The following is a 16,849-nucleotide window of genomic DNA, read 5'->3' on the forward strand; positions in this document are numbered from 1 at the left end:
TTAAAGGGGTCTAGAGAATGAGTGCCTTGACGAATCTGAAAGACCTTTCTCTGGAAGAATTGACAGCATTTCTGATTGAGCTGGGAGAAAAGCCTTTCCGGGCCAAACAAATTGCAGACTGGGTTTTTAAAAAAGGGGTCACGGAAATTGCCGATATGACCAATCTTCCTCTTAGTTTACGGGAAAGGTTGTCAAAAACTGCCTACATCGGCAGGTTGGAGATTATGAAAGAGCAGCAGAGCCGGGATGGCACAACCAAGTACCTGTTCGAGTTGGCTGATGGAAATACGGTAGAGACTGTTTTTTTAGAGCACAATTACGGTAACAGCGTATGTGTCTCAACCCAGGTGGGCTGCAAAATGGGCTGCCTTTTCTGTGCTTCTACTATTGGCGGGTTTTATCGCAACCTTTCACCTGGAGAAATATATGACCAGGTTTTGCGTATTGAACAGGATAAAAAAAAGCGGGTCAGCAGTGTTGTTATTATGGGCTCCGGTGAGCCCCTGGATAATTACGAGGCTGTTTTAAAGTTTATTCGTTTGATTACGGCTCCTTATGCGCTTAATGTTGGAATGCGGCATATTACCTTGTCTACCTGTGGTTTAGTTCCCCAAATATATAAGCTGGCGGAAGAAAAGCCGGCCTTAACCCTTTCGGTATCACTACACGCTCCGAATAATGAATTGCGCAACAAGTTGATGCCTGTAAACAGAAAATACCCGTTAGAGGAATTAATTCCTGCCTGCCGCGAATATATTAAAAAGACCGGCCGGAGAATTACTTTTGAGTATACCCTGATTAAAGACGTGAATGATTCCCAGGGCCATGCAGAGGAACTGGCCCGTTTGATAAAGGGTATGCTGTGTCATGTCAATCTGATTCCTGTTAACCCCGTGGCAGAAAGAAAATGGTACCGTCCGTCAACTGAAACTGTAAAAAGATTTCAGACTATTTTGGAGAGAAATAGGGTGCCTGCCACAGTGCGCAGGGAAATGGGAACCGACATCGACGCAGCCTGCGGCCAGTTGCGGAGGAAATACAATCTTGCCCTGGAGACCGGAGGGAAAAATGATGGGTTTTTGGACTAAAGTTGAGCAGTGGTCTGAAAAACATATAGAAGGTTTTTTTAAGCAAAAGTTTACCGGGTCAATCCAGCCGGCCGAGATAGCGAAAATGATTGCCCGGGAAATGCGGGACAAGAAGACAGTGAGTGTTTCCAAAATTTATATTCCTAACGAATATACTGTTTTAGTGGGTGACAAGGATTGGGAGCAGATTTCTTCCATGGTCGGCAGTCTGGCGAGGGAGCTGCAGGATTTTGTGGTCGCAAAGGCCAAGCAGCGTAATTACGCTATGGTCGGGCCCCCACAAATAAAATTTGAAAAAGACGAAAGGGTAATGCCGGGATTTGTTGAGGTAAAAAGCAGGTTTTCGGAGGCGCTGCCCGATGAAAAACCGGCTACCGAAAACGGGCATAGCCCCTTTGAGCATACTGTTGTGGTAAATAGGGAAGACATGTTTTCTTCTCTAGCAGGGACAACAAAAAACAGGGCTTTCGAAGATACCTTTGTTCAAGACAAATTCAAGATAATCGCCTCATTAACGGTGACAACTGCCGGGGGGCATCTGCAAAAATTTCCCCTCGGTACTAAACCGATTACCATTGGACGAAGGCGTACGTGTGACCTGTCGCTTTTAGATGAAAACGTTTCCCGGTTACATGCCGACATAACGTACGCCGACGGGTATCACTTCATCGTTGACCATGGCAGTACCAACGGGGTATTCGTTAACGGCCAGCGTGTCATGAAGAAAAAATTGATGGATGGTGATACAATAAAACTTGGGAACACCATTATTGAATATAAGGTGGTCTGATGAACAGTCCTTGGATTTTTTTAGGAATGAAGTTTGTTGTCCTGTTTTTCATATACCTTTTCGTTTTTAAGGTAGTGGCAATGATTGCCCGGGATATTAAAGGCAAAACTTCTGGCGGCAGCCATGAGCAGAGTTTGGCCGATTATGCCGGACAGGAGTTAGGTGAAGCATACGGATTGATGGTCATACAAAGCATTGTTGACGACATTAAAGTGGGAATGCAATATCCCGTGAAAAGATATATGCAGATTGGCCGTTCGGCTGAAAACTCCCTGCGTATTAATGATGCTTTTGTCTCTCATGAACATGCCAGGATTTACTACAGAGATGGCAGGTATTGGGTAGAAGACTTAAACAGCCGAAATGGGACGCTGCTTGACGGGAAACGTCTAGATAGGCCCGTTCCATTGGATGAAGGAGCTCTCCTTAGCATTGGTGGGGTCACCTTTAAAGTGGTGAGGTGGGAGAATGAGAGCGGTTAAAAAAAGTCATATAGGATTAAAGAGAAAAAATAATGAAGACAACTGCGGCATTTACGAAGACCTTAATTTGTTGGCTGTTGCCGATGGGATGGGCGGTCACATGGCCGGCGAGGTGGCGAGTAAAATGGCCCTCGATTTGGTCGAACAGTTTTTAAGGAGCGGCAAAGACAGGTTTTTTGCTACTCCGCAGAAAATGCTGAAAGAAGCTATTCTGCAGGCCAACAGGGAAATATACAATCAGGCCCAGGCTAATGAAAACCTATATGGAATGGGCACTACCATTACTCTGGCTTATGTCACCGACAATTCAGCCATTATTGCCCATATCGGGGACAGCAGGGCTTATATTATAAGCGGTCCGGATATCCTTCTGCTTACGAGCGATCATTCCCTGGTTAACGAATTGCTGAAAAACGGCGGGATTACATCGGAGGAAGCCAAAAGTCATCCGCAAAGAAACGTTCTCACCAGAGCGATGGGTGCTTCGGTCAAGTTGGAAGTGGATTTTTATGAAACTAAAGTTAAAAAGGGGGATTACCTCCTGCTCTGTACCGATGGTTTATCTAACCTGCTGGCACCCCACGAAATTGCTGAAGTTGTTATTAATTCCACTGATTTGGAAGCAGCGGCGGACGAACTGGTCAAGCAGGCCCTGGACAGGGGCGGCAACGATAATATTTCACTGGTTTTAGGTATGATCACCTGAATTTTATGTATAATTGGATTTAAGAGAGGCTTCTTCGGGAGGCGTTTTAAGTGCTTGCAGTGCACAGGAAAGAAATGGGTCTTATTTTATGGGCAGCCCTGTTTTTTGGGGCCGGCTTATTGAATTTATGGTTTATTGACAAGCAAAGGTGGCATACCGATATATTTACTTATGGCGGTATTCTGGTCGTATTGTTGCTCGCCATAAGTTTGTTGTTGGCCAGGTGGAAGATAATAGGCGATCCATATATCCTGCCGCTGATAGCGATGCTTAACTTCATTGGTATGCTGCTGTTGTTCAGGCTTTCGCCTGATGTGGCCGTTAAGCAGTTCTATTGGCAGGTAGTAGGTCTTCTGTCTTTTGTGTTTGTAATAAAATTTCTTGCCGACTACGTTAGGTTACAGGATTACAAATACGTATATATAATAGTCGGGATTTTGTTATTAGTTCTAACTATTATATTCGGAGTGGAAGTTGGCGGCGCCAAAAGCTGGTTGGCCTTGGGCCCCCTGCGCTTTCAGCCTTCGGAAATTGTAAAGGTCATTTTGGTCGTTTTTTTGGCCAGTTTCCTGGAAGAAGAGCGGGATATCCTGGTTTCCGGCAGCAGGGAAATACTTGGTATTGGGCTGCCAAGCCTGAGATATATCGGACCGGTAATTATTATGTGCGGTCTGTCCTTAATGCTCCTGGTTTTTCAGAAGGACCTGGGAACGGCGCTGATTTTTTACGGCACTTTTTTGGCTATGGTATATATTGCTACCGGGCGGTGGCTGTATATAACTTCCGGCACCTTTTTATTTGCCCTTGGGGCTGTTATCTGTTACTTTTTGTTTTTCCATGTGCAGACCAGGGTTGCTATTTGGCTTAATCCTTGGCAGGATATTGACGGTAAAGGCTATCAGATAGTCCAGTCTTTGTTTGCTCTGGCGTCCGGGGGGTTAACAGGGACGGGGCTTGGGTTGGGTAATCCCGGGTATATACCGGCCGTTCATACAGACTTTGTTTTTTCCGCCTGGAGTGAGGAAACCGGGATGCTGGGTGCCGTAGCCTTGATACTCTTATACTTGCTGTTTGTATATAGGGGGATGGTTATAGCTGCCAAGTCTCGTACCAATTTCGGCATCCTTTTAGCCGGCGGACTTTCGGCGCTATTTGCCATTCAGACCTTTGTCATTATGGCGGGAGTCATTAAGCTCTTGCCTTTGACAGGGGTAACACTGCCTTTTATAAGTTACGGAGGCAGTTCCCTGGTTTCCAGCTATGTACTGGCAGGGCTGTTAGTCGCCGTTTCCCACAGGGAGAGTTCCGTCTCAGAAGGAATGCTTGAGCGATGAGAAGAAATCTTAGGATATTGACATACCTGCTGATTTTTAATTTCTTAATAGTTATACTGGCAATAACTTATTGGCAGGTTATCAAGAGAGATGCCATATATGCCCATCCCAGGAATAAAAGGCTTTATGCCTTAGAAGCCAAGACACTGCGCGGACAGATACTGGACCGTGAGGGAAAAGTCCTGGCTTACAGTAAAAAAGTTGACCATGGGTATATACGCGTTTTTCCTGAGGGCGAAGTCACAGCTCATCTTGTGGGATATAATTCCGCCAAATACGGCAAAGCAGGCCTGGAGTATTCTGCTAATACGTATCTTTTAGGCCTTAATAGTGAAGAGACTGTTTTTCCGTTCCTGCCCGATCTCCAAAAAGAACGGTACGGGTATGACGTATTAACCACCATTGACCTGCCGTTGCAGGAACTGGCTTACCGTTTATTGGGAGAGCGGAAAGGCGCGGTGGTGGTGCTCCGCCCCCAAACGGGAGAAGTACTGGCCTTGGTAAGCAAACCTTCCTATAACCCTAACGAAGTTGAGAAAAACTGGCTTTTTCTCCAGAAAGAAGGTAACGGCAGCCCGCTGCTGAACAGGGCTACCCAGGGGATGTATCCTCCCGGTTCGACCCTCAAAGTTGTTACGGGGGCCGGGGCATTAAAGTTTAACCCCGCTAACTGGACCAGGATTTTTAATGCGCCCGGTTATGTTATTATTAGAGGAAATCGAATAGATGATTCCCATGTAGTGGGAAAGGTTGGTTTTGTTGAAGCTTTACAGCGCTCCAGCAACTACGTGTTTGCCACCCTGGGGTTGGAGATGGGGGCGCAAAACTTTTACGACATGATGCAGGTTTTCGGGCTGACTGACAAGACGCCTTTCGAATTGCCCACGAAAAAAGGGATTGTTGCCGGACCGGGGGAACTGGTTCCCGAGGCCTTGGCGGAAACAGCCATTGGTCAGGGACGCACTCTGGTTACGCCGCTGCATATGGCTTTGGTGGCGGCGACAGTGGCCAATGGAGGCAACAAAGTGGCTCCCTACCTGATTAAGGAAGTGCGCAGACACGACGGAACAGTGATTTCGCAAACCACACCTGCTCAGGCGCAGCGGGTGGTCAGACCGGACATCAACAGAAAGCTTGTAGAAGCCATGCGGGCTGTAGTGGAAAAAGGTACCGGTCGGCCCGCAAGGTTGCCGGGGATTTCTGTTGCAGGTAAAACCGGTTCGGCTGAAAATCCCCACGGTGAAACCCATGCCTGGTTTATTGGGTTTGCCCCTGTGGAAAATCCGCAGGTGGCAGTAGCTATAATAGTAGAAAACGGCGGCACCGGGGGTCAAGTAGCAGGTCCCATAGCCAGAGAACTGTTCAGGGCGGCTATAATAGACAAGAGGTGAAAAAGTTGAAGGTTGGACAATTTCTTGGTAATAATAGATACGAAATATTATCACAACTTGGCGGCGGAGGAATGGCCCTGGTTTACAAAGCCAGGTGCACCCTGCTGCAAAGGATTGTTACCATCAAAGTGCTCAGGCCGGAGTTTACCAGTGACCCTGATTTCGTTGACCGTTTCAGGAACGAGGCCCAAGCTGTGGCTCGCTTGTCGCACCCGAATATTGTGGGTATTTACGATGTAGGTGAAGAAAACGGCATTCATTATATTGTTATGGAATATATCGAAGGGAGGAACCTGAAAGAGGTTATTCATGAAAAAGGCGCCCTCCCTGTCAACGAGGCGGTAAATATCGCCAAGCAAATTTGTGACGCACTGAGCCACGCCCATGAAAACGGCATCATTCACCGGGACATTAAGCCGCACAATATATTATTAGCTAACAATGGGCGGGTAAAAGTGACTGATTTTGGCATTGCCCGGGCTGTGACTGCCAGTACTATTACGCAGCACGGGACGATTCTCGGATCTGTTCACTATATTTCCCCCGAACAGGCCAAGGGCCAGCCTGCTACCGCGCAGTCCGATCTTTATTCTGCGGGTGTTGTCCTGTATGAGATGCTCACAGGCAAAGTGCCTTTTGAGGCTGATACTCCTGTTTCTGTTGCTTTGAAACACATCCAGGAAAAACCGGCTATTCCTTCTACCGTTAACCCGCAGGTTACTCCCGAATTAGACAAAGTTATCTTGCGAGCCATGGAGAAGGACCCCGGTCTAAGGTACCAGACGGCCAAAAGCATGGCTGACGACCTAAATACTGTATTATTGGGCCGCATTAGCGATGAGACCAAGGCTATAGATATGGATGAGTTTGCCACCAAGGTTATGCCGGTGGTTAGCGATACCGGCCAGGAAGGCGGGACAGGGGAATCCCGCAAAGAGCGGCGCCGGAAAAGAGTGCGGCCCATGGTTAAAGTATATGCCGTTGTCATTATCCTGGGTATTTTGGTTGGACTTGCATACGGTCTCAATGCCTTTATGTATGTGCCGGAAGTAGAAGTGCCAGATGTAACCAACATGCCCCTTGACACAGCTTTAAGAGCCTTGGAAGCGATCGGATTAAAAGCTGAATTTACCAGGCAGAATCACCCGGAAGTGGAAGCCGGTAATGTAATTTCCCAGGAACCCGGGCCGGGGGAGAAAATTAAAAAGAACCGAACGGTTATGCTATATGTAAGCAGTGGTCCGAAAATGGTGGAAGTGCCCGATGTGGGGCAGAAGGATATTGAGGCGGCGAAAATAGATCTGGAAAATAAAGGTTTCAAATATAACATAAAAGAGTCTTACAGCGACGAAGTGGTGGAAGGGGCGGTCATATCCCAGCTACCGGAAGCGGGAGAGAAAGCGCCGGAAGGTTCCACGGTTACGCTGGAAGTAAGCAAGGGCAGAGAGCCGCGATATGTGATTGTGCCGAACCTAATTGGTTTGACGCTCAGTGAAGCCAAGAAGAAAATAGAAGCGGCCAACCTGATCTTAAGTCAGGATATCGGTCAGGAAGAAAGTACCGAATACGAAGCCGGAATTGTCATTAGGCAGGATCCTGTTTCCGGGGAAAGGCAGGTTCTGGAAGGCACTGAAGTAAAGGTTGTGCTTAGCCGGGGACCGGGACCGGAAGAAAAAACAGCCCGGGTGGAAATGCAGGTTCCCAATGACGGCAGTACTCATAATGTAAAAATTGTTGTTACTGATGTTACCGGTACCCGGGAAGCTTATAACAAGACCCTTAACCCCGGCGAACAGGTATCGGAAATTATAACCTACTATAAAGAAGCCAGAATAGAAGTATGGATGGATGGCACATTACTGGAGGAAAAAACCGTTAAATAAGGTGGTTATATGATTGAAGGAGTGGTCATTAAAGGATACAGCGGCCACTACTATGTCAAGTATAAAGGCAAAATCTGGGAATGCTCCCTCAGGGGAAGGTTTCGGCTGGAAAATAAACCGGCCCTGGCCGGCGACCGTGTCGTGGTCAGGGAAACGGGAAAAGGTAAGGGCGTAATTGAAGAGATTTTACCCCGGGTTTCTGAATTGGCACGGCCGCCCATTGCCAATGTGGAGATGGTGGTCATTGTAATGGCGGCCAAAGACCCGGCCATTAACAGGGAACTGCTGGACCGGATGCTGGTCATGGCTGAATATGAAGGACTCGAAGCAGTCATTTGCATCAATAAGTGTGACCTTGTTGACCTGGATTTTCCGCAATTGTTAAAAAACACCTACGGAAAAGCAGGTTACCGGGTTATTCTGACCAGTACTGTAACCGGCATGGGCATAGAAGATCTGCGCAGTTGGCTCGCGGGCCGGATTTCCGTTATTGCGGGGCCGTCAGGTGCCGGAAAATCTTCTTTGCTCAATGCGGTCCAGCCGGGTTTAATGTTGAAAACCGGGAAAGTTAGCGCAAAAATTGGCCGCGGCAAGCATACGACGAGGCATGTGGAACTGTTGGAACTGGAAGTGGAAGGTTTTGTTGCCGATACTCCCGGATTTAGCAGCCTGAATTTACCGGAGATGGAAACAGAAAACCTGGCTGCCTGTTTTCCGGAGTTTGCCTCCTATGAAGGAGCCTGTAAATTTAACGGTTGCCTGCATTTGGCTGAACCCCAGTGTGCTGTTAAGAATGCTGTGGCTCAGGGGTTAATTGATAAAAGCCGCTACCGAAGTTACGAGGCTTTTATGAAGGAACTTGAGGGCCGCAAGAGGAGGTACTAGTATGGTTAAAATAGCGCCGTCTATTTTGTCAGCCGATTTCGCCCGCTTGGGCGAACAAGTGGCGGTAGTTGAAAAAGCCGGCGTAGAATACTTGCATATAGATGTAATGGATGGCCATTTTGTGCCCAACATTACCATCGGTCCCTTGGTTGTAAAGGCGCTAAGGCCTCATAGCAAGCTGGTCTTTGATGTCCACCTGATGATTTCCGAACCCGACAGGTATGTTGAGGAATTTGCCCGGGCAGGAGCTGACATTATCGGCATCCATGCGGAAACATGCCTGCACCTGCACAGAAGCATTCAGAATATCAAAGCCTTGGGGAAAAAAGTTTGTGTAAGTTTAAATCCCGCTACGCCTTTGACAGCTATAGAATATGTTCTGCCCGATTTGGATATGGTCCTCTTGATGACGGTCAATCCTGGGTTTGGCGGGCAAAAATTCATTCCGGCGGTATTACCGAAAATAAGGGCTCTGCGTGAGATGATTAATGTTCTTGGCAAAAATATTGATATAGAAATTGACGGTGGTATAAATGCAGAAACGGCCCGCCAGGTTGTAGAAGTGGGCGCTAATGTACTGGTTGCCGGATCAGCTATTTTCGGGGCGGAAGATATTCCGGCCGCAGTGGCCGGCATCCGCAACGCTGTCAGAGGTGTCAAATTTAATTAAGGACAGGTAAAAATACTGGAACTTATAAAACTCACCTACAGGTGGGTTTCAGGCTGTCGACAAAAGTTATTTTAAAAAATTCGGGGAGGTTAAATGTTTTCCGGAGCGGGGTTCTGGCTTAATCCGCCAGTTTTTCATAGAGGGGTGGGTGGGGTTCTCAGGCTACCGTTAAGGAGCGACTGCGCCCGCAAAACCACAGACAAGAAGGCAGGGGGTTCCCGCATGTTTGAAGATGGCGATGGCCGCCGGGAAGTCCGGCACTCAACTCAGGTTGAGTGCCCTGGACGGCAGGCGGCCAAACTATTAAGGAAATCATTATGAGCCATCGAGTTCGGGAACACTGCCTTCTTGGCAAGGTTTTGCAGCATAAAGCTCCGTGGTAGCGGAGAGCCCACCCACCCCTCCAATGGACTGGATTGGAAATATTGGAGTGGAGGATCATTTAAGCTCTCCTCAATTGTACTAATTTGACTTTGTCTACAATCTGAAACTCACCCACAGGTGAGTTTTTTCGTTTTAAATTAATATTATTGTGGAATACTAGGTTCAATCTGAAATTTATCTGAAGGAAAGGAGGGTCAACCATGATTTTGGACAGGATCGCCCTGGTACTGGTAATCATCGGCGCCTTGAACTGGCTTTTAGTTGGACTATTCAATTTTGATGTTGTTGCTTACCTATTCGGCAGTTCAACGGCAACCCTGAGCAGGGTTGTTTACGTTTTGATCGGTATTGCCGGCTTGTGGGCTATAACCATGTTGTTTAGGCCACGGGAAAAAGCCAAATCATAAAGAAACATAAGAGGGCATATTATTTTTTAATATGTCCTCTTATTTGACAGTTTATGTCCAAAGTAATATAATTAAAATCAAGTAAATATTGGATTATCTTCGGGGAAAGGTGCAATTCCTTACCGGCGGTGATGCCCGTTTTGGGATGAGCCCGCGAGCCAGAAGGCCGATTTGGTGAGAATCCAAAGCCGACAGTTAAAGTCTGGATGGGAGAAGATAGGTAGGTTTGAACCTATTTGCTTATCTGTGCGCAATCCTGAAGATATCATTCTTCGGGGTTTTGTTTTTATTAAATTTAAATAGACCACTATATTGTTTCGGGTGAGTGGCATGATAAAAACCGACGTAAAATATATGCGCATGGCTCTTGAATTGGCCGCAAAAGCAAGAGGAAATACAAGTCCCAACCCTATGGTGGGGGCAGTTATTGTCAAAGACGGCCGGGTTATTGGCAAGGGTTATCATATGAAAGCCGGGACTCCCCATGCTGAAGTGCATGCACTCCGGGAAGCGGGCGAATTAAGCAGGGGCGCTACCATGTATGTTACCTTGGAACCCTGTTCCCATTACGGGCGGACACCTCCGTGCAGTAAAGCGGTGATTGCAGCAGGGGTGGCGCGGGTGGTTGTAGCCATGGAAGACCCCAACCCATTAGTATCCGGCCAGGGCATTCAGCAAATGAGAGAAGCCGGGATACAGGTGGAAGTAGGGTTAATGGAAAAAGAGGCCAGAGAATTAAACGAAGTTTTTATTAAATACATAAAAACACGCCGGCCTTTTGTTGTAATGAAGTCTGCTATGACCCTGGACGGCAAAATTGCTACGGCTACGGGGCATTCTCGGTGGATTACGGGAGAGGAGGCCCGCCGGCTGGTGCACCTATGGCGGAGCTGGTATGATGCGATTTTGGTAGGCATCGGTACTGTGCTGACCGATAACCCTTTGTTGACCTGCCGGCTGGAAGACCGTCAAGCCCAAAATCCTGTCCGCATTATTTTAGACAGTTTAGGTAGACTGCCTGTTGATGTAAATGTTCTGAAAACCATAGAACAGGCTCCTGTTATTGTGGTGTCCACAGAAAAAATACCCCGGGAACGCAAGGCGGTGCTGGAAAAACTGGGAGCGGAAGTCCTGGTGTTGCCGGAGCGGGAAGGCCGACCTGACCTGGCGGCGCTGCTGGATGAATTGGGCCGGCGGGAAATTACTTCTCTCTTTGTGGAGGGTGGCGCTACGGTAAACGCATCTTTTCTTAAAAACCGCTTGGCCGACAAAACGGTCTGGTTTGTGGCTCCTAAAATTGTCGGCGGCCCTCAGGCACCAGGGCCTGTTGGCGATATGGGTATTCAGTTTATGGACGAGTGTTTGAACATAAAGAATATGTCTGTGCAGGATATTGGCCCAGACCTTTTGATTACGGGCTACCCCGATTACGGGGACAAAGAACCGGCTGCAGGCAAGAGAGGTAGGTGCAGATGTTTACCGGTATAGTTGAAGAATTAGGCGTACTAAAAAGGATGCATAAGGGTGCTGATTCGGCCAGATTGACTATCCAGGCTGAGAAGGTTTTACAGGATGTAAAACTGGGAGACAGTATTGCTGTAAACGGTATTTGTCTGACGGTGACTGAATTTAATAACCAGTTTTTTAGTGTGGATGTAATGGCGGAAACTTTGCGCCGGACCAATCTGCTGGACTTGCAACCGGGGAATTTTGTCAACCTGGAAAGGGCTCTACGGGTAGGCGACCGTTTGGGTGGGCACATTGTCAGCGGACATATCGACGGAGTAGGAACCATCATCCGGCAGCAGCGGGAAGATATTGCTATTATTACCGAGATTGAAGCCCCGCCGGAAGTAATGAAATATATTTTGACCAAAGGTTCTGTGGCTGTAGATGGTATAAGTTTGACGGTGGTTAATCATACTGACCGTACTTTCGTTGTTTCCCTGATACCGCATACGGCGAAAATGACAACCTTGGGGTACAAAAAGACAGGGGACAAGGTAAACCTTGAAAGTGATATTATTGGTCGTTATGTTGAAAGGCTTCTTGGTTGCCATCAGCAAGAATCCCCGGCAGTGAAGAAGACGGGTATTTCCCTGGAATTTCTTGCTGAGCAGGGTTTTTTGTAATCAGGACCGGCAGCATGGAAAGGAGAGAATAGTCGATGAACAAACAGCAGTTTAATACAGTGGAAGAAGCTATAGCTGACATCCGCAGCGGCAAAATGATTATAGTGGTGGATGATGAAGACAGGGAAAACGAAGGCGATTTGCTAATGGCTGCAGAAAAGGTTACTCCGGAGGCCATTAACTTTATGGCTACCTACGGGCGAGGTTTGATATGTGTGCCCATGGAGGGAAAGCGTCTTGATGAACTGGAGCTGCCGGCGATGGTCCCCCACGCTACCGATGCCCATGAAACAGCCTTTACTGTTTCCGTTGATGCAAAAGGCAAGACCACAACGGGTATTTCCGCTTATGAAAGGGCTATTACCGTGAAAACTTTGATTGACCCGCGCACAAAACCGGAAGATTTGGCCCGGCCCGGTCATATTTTTCCGCTGCGGGCCAAAGAAGGGGGAGTGCTGCGCCGAACCGGTCATACGGAGGCTGCTGTGGACCTGGCAAAATTGGCCGGTCTTTATCCGGCCGGCGTAATATGCGAAATTATGAAAGAGGACGGTACAATGGCCAGAGTGCCCGAACTCATTGAGTTTGCCCGTACCCACGGTCTGAAGATAATTACTATCGCCGACCTGATTAAGTACAGGCGGCGGACGGAAAAGCTCGTGCGCAGGGCGGCAGAGACAAAACTGCCTACCAAATACGGTAATTTTAAAGTAATTGCTTATGAAAACAGCCTGGATTCCGATGTCCATGTGGCCCTGATTAAAGGAGACGTCGATACGGGGGAACCTGTACTGGTGCGGGTTCATTCGGAGTGTTTCACCGGCGATATCCTGGGGTCTTTGCGGTGTGATTGCGGAGACCAGTTGGCTACGGCAATGCGGACGATTGAAGCCGCAGGCAAAGGGGTTGTGTTATATATGCGGCAGGAAGGCAGGGGCATCGGCCTGGTCAATAAATTGAAGGCTTATAAACTGCAGGATGAAGGGAAAGATACGGTAGAGGCCAATGAAGCTTTAGGGTTCCCTGCTGATTTGCGCGACTACGGAATAGGCGCCCAGATTTTGGCTGACCTGGGCTTAAAAAAGATACGGCTAATGACCAACAACCCGCGTAAAATTGCCGGACTTGAGGGATACGGCCTGGAAGTGGTGGAGCGGGTGCCTATAGAAATCCCGCCCCAGTGTACAAATGAATTTTACTTAAGCACTAAAAAAGAGAAACTGGGGCACATGCTTACATTATCAAAGTCTAAGGGGGAATAATGATGGTGAAGGTATTTGAAGGAAATCTCATTGCCAGAGGATTAAAGTTCGGGTTGGTAGTTGGTCGTTTTAACGAGTTTATTACCAATAAACTTCTTTCCGGGGCTTATGATGCTTTGAACCGGCACGGCGCTTTGCCGGAAGATATAGAAACGGCCTGGGTTCCCGGGGCCTTTGAAATACCTCTGGTGGCGCAAAAAATGGCCAGATCCGGCCGCTATGACGCGGTAATCTGCCTTGGAGCGGTGATTAGGGGAGGCACGCCCCATTTTGATTATGTTTGTGCCGAGGTTTCCAAGGGAATAGCAAAAGTCGGGCTGGATACCGGCGTGCCGGTAATCTTCGGGGTAATAACGGCTGATACCATCGAACAGGCCATTGAAAGGGCCGGAACCAAAGCCGGTAATAAAGGTTGGGATGCCGCTGTAACGGCCATTGAAATGGCGAACCTGTTGAAGACTATCGGGTAAATGAAGGCAGTTTGGAAAATCATGTGCGCAAAAAGGAAAATTTTTTATTGACAAACGGTGCAAATATGCTAAAATTTAATTTGATTGGAATTTGGTTCGCCTGTCTTGGAGGAGTGACCGGGAACCGGGTTCCAAATTATTTTGTGAGAAGGGGGCAAAGATGAAAAATGGTCAACGCTTTGGGAAGACACATTTTGGCTGAAGTACACGGATGCGACTTCGATTTGTTAAACGATGTGGAAAAGGTAGAAGAAATCATGGTGAACGCTGCATTGGAAGCAGGGGCAGAAATCAGGGAAGTCGTGTTTCACAAATTCAGCCCCCAGGGTGTAAGCGGAGTGGTAGTTATTTCTGAATCCCATTTGGCCATTCATACTTGGCCGGAGTTAGGTTATGCAGCTGTAGACGTATTTACATGTGGTGAAAGGGTTAATCCTTGGGATGCATGTAACTACTTAGCAAAAGGTTTCCGTGCCAAAAGTGTTGATGCAAGGGAAACTCGCCGCGGTACAATGTATTCAACTCCCCAAAAAGAGGCTGTAAATCTTTAGGAGGGATATTTATTTGTACGCGAACAAAGGTTAAAGGCTAGCATGGGTCCATACATACCGAAAGGTTTATGGGCCCATGCTTTTTTCATGTCTTTTGGCATATGTAGTTTATAATTTCAGAAAAAAAGGAATTATTCTGAAAACGTAGAATAGCTTTTAGTAACTCGAAGGAAACGGGGGGGTGGGGGGATGAAGGAAATCGACCTGGTGAGGAATCACGAGAAAAGTTTACCTTTTTTGCAGCAGTTGGAAGAAGAGAGCGGCCAAAAAGTCGGTCGTTGTTATCAGTGTATGAAGTGTACAGGAGGATGTCCTTTCCACTTTACCATGGATTATGCGCCAAACATGATTATGCGGATGCTGCAGGAGGGCCTGGTAGACGAAGTCCTTGAGAGTTACACTATACATACATGTGCCACCTGTGCAACTTGTACCGCCCGCTGCCCCAGAAATATTGATATCGCCAAAGTTATGGATACGCTACGGGTTATGGCCTACCGGCAGGGTTTTTATGGAAAAGGGAAAAATATGTATGTTTTCCACAGAGCTTTTCTAAATTCAATAAAGAAGCATGGCAGGCTTTACGAGACGGGGCTTGCTCTTGGTCTCAACTTTGGAACGGGCAGGCTTTTTCAGGATATAGATTTGGGTTTACCGATGCTCGGGAAAGGAAAACTTTCCCTTGTTCCGCACGACATAAAAGGCAGGGATGAAGTGAGAAGGCTTTTCGATTATGCCGGGAAAATCGGAGAGTGATTTGGTATGAAACTGGCTTATTATCCTGGCTGCTGGTTAAAGGGTTCAGCCAAGGAATTAGATATGTCGATGAGGACCGTTAGCGGTCCGTTGGGTATTGAATTACTGGAGGTTCCGGACTGGAATTGCTGCGGGGGATTATCCGCGCACAGTATGGGACATTTTCTTGCTTTTGCCCTGCCGGCAAGAAACATAATCAATGCTGAAAGCACGGGGTGTAAAGAATTTACCTCCCCGTGCCCGGCTTGTTATGTCCGGCATTTTCTTGCCCGCAGGGATTTCAATGAAAACATGGTGATGAGACAGCACCTGGAGAAAGCGCTGGGCCGGAAATTTAAGGACAGCACTATTAAAATTAAAAACTTGATCGAAGTTTTTTTGGACAGGTTTGGCCCGGCTGATGTACGAAAGTCCTTGACCGGGTTAAAGGTAGTCAATTATTACGGCTGTGCATTAGTTAAACCGCCCGGTGCCTGCGGTTTTTTTGATGACCCGGAAAACCCCCAATCGCTTGATAAAATTGCCGAAATGTGCGGCGCTGAGCCAATTGAATGGCCTTATAAAACGGAATGCTGCGGAGCTTCTTTATGCTTCACCAATCAGGAAGCCGTGTGGAAGGCCGGCCGGGATATTTTGCAGACAGCCAGGGATTCCGGTGCGCAGGCTGTTGTTGTGGCTTGCCCCATGTGCCAGATGAATTTGGATATGCGGCAAGCCCAGATTAACAGAAAATATAAAACCAATTTTCATATTCCCGTAATATATTTCACCCAGCTTATAGGGCTTGCGATGGGTTACAGCCCGAAGGAACTTGGCATCGATAAGCTGTGTGTAAGCGCCTTACCCCTTTTAAGATCATTGCATATAGCTTAGCAGATAAGCCCTCATCCGTACGGATTGAGGGCTTATTCAATTTCGGAGCAACGATTGTTTCATCGTTACAGGGGCAATCCTCAGGAAGTTGTTTCTACCTGCATTTTTTGCAACGCCAGTTCAATTTCATGCAGGGTGCGGCCGATTCTGGAACGCAGTTCTTGGTTATTGCAGGAGATGTTGCCTGAAGAAAAAGCCAGGAATCTTATTACCTGTAAACAATAAACAGACATTAAAGGCAATGTTGATGCCTCCATTGACCATGATTTCGGAGTAAAATGTATAAAATGGTTGCGCAGCCTGTTCAGACGGCGAATAGATTTATCATGGTGTTTTCCGGGAATAAATTTTTTGCTTTTGGGATTCATCAGCATCTTGTCGGTTTGGATTTTACGGTATAGGTTTAAAAAAGTGTCAAGTTCCGGTTTGGGCAAAGGAGCGTTATTTTGCTTTGCTTCTATTAAACGTTCCGCTACCCGGTCTTTCAAAACATTTAGGCCGTCTTTGCCTCTCAGCGCACAAACCATAAATCCCTGGATGGAATTATGCAGAGATACTAATACCCATTTCCAATAATAGACGTCGGTTTTAGCTTTTTCCAGGAATAGGCCTGTTAACTCCAGGGCTTTTACTGAATCTTCCAACTCGGTTGTCGTGAACCAAACTGAATGCTTTATGGAAACCCCCTCCTGTAAGATATGTTTTACCTGTGGAAGGACGGTTTATTCTAGGACCTTGCACGAATATTTGACAGAATTTTTGTGAAATCTTATGTCAAGGGGAGG

The 16,849-nt window shown here is 47.3% G+C and carries 18 protein-coding genes and 1 riboswitch; of the genes, 17 read left to right on the forward strand and 1 reads right to left on the reverse strand.

Annotated elements, in window-relative coordinates; translation table 11 throughout:
- Window positions 1-17: 17 nt before the first annotated feature.
- From rlmN to ACSNJE_RS02590, 17 genes are all read left to right on the forward strand, one after another.
- Window positions 18-1,088, forward strand: coding sequence for a dual-specificity RNA methyltransferase RlmN (gene rlmN, locus ACSNJE_RS02510; protein ID WP_495251921.1), 1,071 nt, complete (start codon window positions 18-20; stop codon window positions 1,086-1,088).
- Window positions 1,072-1,878 carry an FHA domain-containing protein gene (locus ACSNJE_RS02515; protein ID WP_495251922.1) on the forward strand — a complete coding sequence of 269 codons (807 nt, stop codon included), beginning with the start codon at window positions 1,072-1,074 and terminating at the stop codon, window positions 1,876-1,878. The genes rlmN and ACSNJE_RS02515 overlap by 17 nt, the downstream gene beginning before the upstream one ends.
- Window positions 1,878-2,360, forward strand: a complete 483-nt coding sequence (locus ACSNJE_RS02520; RefSeq protein ID WP_474774025.1) for an FHA domain-containing protein — start codon at window positions 1,878-1,880, stop codon at window positions 2,358-2,360. The genes ACSNJE_RS02515 and ACSNJE_RS02520 overlap by 1 nt, the downstream gene beginning before the upstream one ends.
- Window positions 2,347-3,066, forward strand: coding sequence for a Stp1/IreP family PP2C-type Ser/Thr phosphatase (locus tag ACSNJE_RS02525; RefSeq protein ID WP_052218740.1), 720 nt, complete (start codon window positions 2,347-2,349; stop codon window positions 3,064-3,066). The genes ACSNJE_RS02520 and ACSNJE_RS02525 overlap by 14 nt, the downstream gene beginning before the upstream one ends.
- A gap of 50 nt (window positions 3,067-3,116) precedes the next feature.
- A complete protein-coding gene (locus ACSNJE_RS02530; protein ID WP_495251923.1) occupies window positions 3,117-4,400 on the forward strand; it encodes an FtsW/RodA/SpoVE family cell cycle protein in 1,284 nt (427 codons plus the stop codon).
- Window positions 4,397-5,791 (forward strand): peptidoglycan D,D-transpeptidase FtsI family protein, encoded by a 1,395-nt coding sequence (locus ACSNJE_RS02535; RefSeq protein WP_495251924.1) that lies wholly within the window; start codon window positions 4,397-4,399, stop codon window positions 5,789-5,791. The genes ACSNJE_RS02530 and ACSNJE_RS02535 overlap by 4 nt, the downstream gene beginning before the upstream one ends.
- A gap of 5 nt (window positions 5,792-5,796) precedes the next feature.
- Complete coding sequence (gene pknB / locus ACSNJE_RS02540) at window positions 5,797-7,674, forward strand: Stk1 family PASTA domain-containing Ser/Thr kinase (RefSeq protein ID WP_495251925.1); 1,878 nt, start codon at window positions 5,797-5,799, stop codon at window positions 7,672-7,674.
- A gap of 9 nt (window positions 7,675-7,683) precedes the next feature.
- Window positions 7,684-8,559: a ribosome small subunit-dependent GTPase A gene (rsgA, locus tag ACSNJE_RS02545; RefSeq protein ID WP_013120647.1), complete on the forward strand. Its 876-nt coding sequence runs from the start codon at window positions 7,684-7,686 to the stop codon at window positions 8,557-8,559.
- A gap of 1 nt (window position 8,560) precedes the next feature.
- Entirely contained in the window at window positions 8,561-9,229 is a 669-nt protein-coding gene (gene rpe, locus ACSNJE_RS02550) for a ribulose-phosphate 3-epimerase (protein WP_052218745.1), read from the forward strand.
- Between the two features lie 584 nt (window positions 9,230-9,813).
- Window positions 9,814-10,020: a DUF378 domain-containing protein gene (locus ACSNJE_RS02555; protein WP_495251926.1), complete on the forward strand. Its 207-nt coding sequence runs from the start codon at window positions 9,814-9,816 to the stop codon at window positions 10,018-10,020.
- Window positions 10,021-10,111: 91 nt separating this feature from the next.
- Window positions 10,112-10,242: riboswitch (FMN riboswitch) on the forward strand.
- Between the two features lie 108 nt (window positions 10,243-10,350).
- Entirely contained in the window at window positions 10,351-11,508 is a 1,158-nt protein-coding gene (gene ribD / locus ACSNJE_RS02560) for a bifunctional diaminohydroxyphosphoribosylaminopyrimidine deaminase/5-amino-6-(5-phosphoribosylamino)uracil reductase RibD (RefSeq protein WP_013120644.1), read from the forward strand.
- Window positions 11,493-12,152: a riboflavin synthase gene (locus tag ACSNJE_RS02565; RefSeq protein WP_495251927.1), complete on the forward strand. Its 660-nt coding sequence runs from the start codon at window positions 11,493-11,495 to the stop codon at window positions 12,150-12,152. The genes ribD and ACSNJE_RS02565 overlap by 16 nt, the downstream gene beginning before the upstream one ends.
- A gap of 35 nt (window positions 12,153-12,187) precedes the next feature.
- Entirely contained in the window at window positions 12,188-13,414 is a 1,227-nt protein-coding gene (locus ACSNJE_RS02570) for a bifunctional 3,4-dihydroxy-2-butanone-4-phosphate synthase/GTP cyclohydrolase II (protein WP_461568191.1), read from the forward strand.
- Window positions 13,415-13,416: 2 nt separating this feature from the next.
- Complete coding sequence (gene ribH / locus ACSNJE_RS02575; RefSeq protein ID WP_013120641.1) at window positions 13,417-13,884, forward strand: 6,7-dimethyl-8-ribityllumazine synthase; 468 nt, start codon at window positions 13,417-13,419, stop codon at window positions 13,882-13,884.
- Window positions 13,885-14,051: 167 nt separating this feature from the next.
- A complete protein-coding gene (gene speD, locus ACSNJE_RS02580; protein WP_013120640.1) occupies window positions 14,052-14,435 on the forward strand; it encodes an adenosylmethionine decarboxylase in 384 nt (127 codons plus the stop codon).
- 189 nt (window positions 14,436-14,624) lie between these two features.
- Window positions 14,625-15,191 (forward strand): 4Fe-4S dicluster domain-containing protein, encoded by a 567-nt coding sequence (locus ACSNJE_RS02585; RefSeq protein WP_013120639.1) that lies wholly within the window; start codon window positions 14,625-14,627, stop codon window positions 15,189-15,191.
- A 6-nt stretch (window positions 15,192-15,197) separates the two neighbouring features.
- Complete coding sequence (locus tag ACSNJE_RS02590; RefSeq protein ID WP_495251928.1) at window positions 15,198-16,064, forward strand: CoB--CoM heterodisulfide reductase iron-sulfur subunit B family protein; 867 nt, start codon at window positions 15,198-15,200, stop codon at window positions 16,062-16,064.
- Window positions 16,065-16,144: 80 nt separating this feature from the next.
- On the opposite strand, the gene ACSNJE_RS02595 is transcribed toward ACSNJE_RS02590, so the two are convergent.
- Window positions 16,145-16,708, reverse strand: a complete 564-nt coding sequence (locus ACSNJE_RS02595) for a hypothetical protein (RefSeq protein WP_474774551.1) — start codon at window positions 16,706-16,708, stop codon at window positions 16,145-16,147.
- Window positions 16,709-16,849: the final 141 nt, after the last annotated feature.

It is taken from the genome of Thermincola sp. GK-1 (assembly GCF_059412445.1).

Coding starts and splice junctions, on each gene's coding strand:
- rlmN (WP_495251921.1), top strand. CDS start 18: ATGAGTGCCTTGACGAATCTGAAAGACCTTTCTCTGGAAGAATTGACA.
- ACSNJE_RS02515 (WP_495251922.1), top strand. CDS start 1,072: ATGGGTTTTTGGACTAAAGTTGAGCAGTGGTCTGAAAAACATATAGAA.
- ACSNJE_RS02520 (WP_474774025.1), top strand. CDS start 1,878: ATGAACAGTCCTTGGATTTTTTTAGGAATGAAGTTTGTTGTCCTGTTT.
- ACSNJE_RS02525 (WP_052218740.1), top strand. CDS start 2,347: ATGAGAGCGGTTAAAAAAAGTCATATAGGATTAAAGAGAAAAAATAAT.
- ACSNJE_RS02535 (WP_495251924.1), top strand. CDS start 4,397: ATGAGAAGAAATCTTAGGATATTGACATACCTGCTGATTTTTAATTTC.
- rsgA (WP_013120647.1), top strand. CDS start 7,684: ATGATTGAAGGAGTGGTCATTAAAGGATACAGCGGCCACTACTATGTC.
- rpe (WP_052218745.1), top strand. CDS start 8,561: ATGGTTAAAATAGCGCCGTCTATTTTGTCAGCCGATTTCGCCCGCTTG.
- ACSNJE_RS02555 (WP_495251926.1), top strand. CDS start 9,814: ATGATTTTGGACAGGATCGCCCTGGTACTGGTAATCATCGGCGCCTTG.
- ribD (WP_013120644.1), top strand. CDS start 10,351: ATGATAAAAACCGACGTAAAATATATGCGCATGGCTCTTGAATTGGCC.
- ACSNJE_RS02565 (WP_495251927.1), top strand. CDS start 11,493: ATGTTTACCGGTATAGTTGAAGAATTAGGCGTACTAAAAAGGATGCAT.
- ACSNJE_RS02570 (WP_461568191.1), top strand. CDS start 12,188: ATGAACAAACAGCAGTTTAATACAGTGGAAGAAGCTATAGCTGACATC.
- ribH (WP_013120641.1), top strand. CDS start 13,417: ATGGTGAAGGTATTTGAAGGAAATCTCATTGCCAGAGGATTAAAGTTC.
- speD (WP_013120640.1), top strand. CDS start 14,052: ATGGTCAACGCTTTGGGAAGACACATTTTGGCTGAAGTACACGGATGC.
- ACSNJE_RS02585 (WP_013120639.1), top strand. CDS start 14,625: ATGAAGGAAATCGACCTGGTGAGGAATCACGAGAAAAGTTTACCTTTT.
- ACSNJE_RS02590 (WP_495251928.1), top strand. CDS start 15,198: ATGAAACTGGCTTATTATCCTGGCTGCTGGTTAAAGGGTTCAGCCAAG.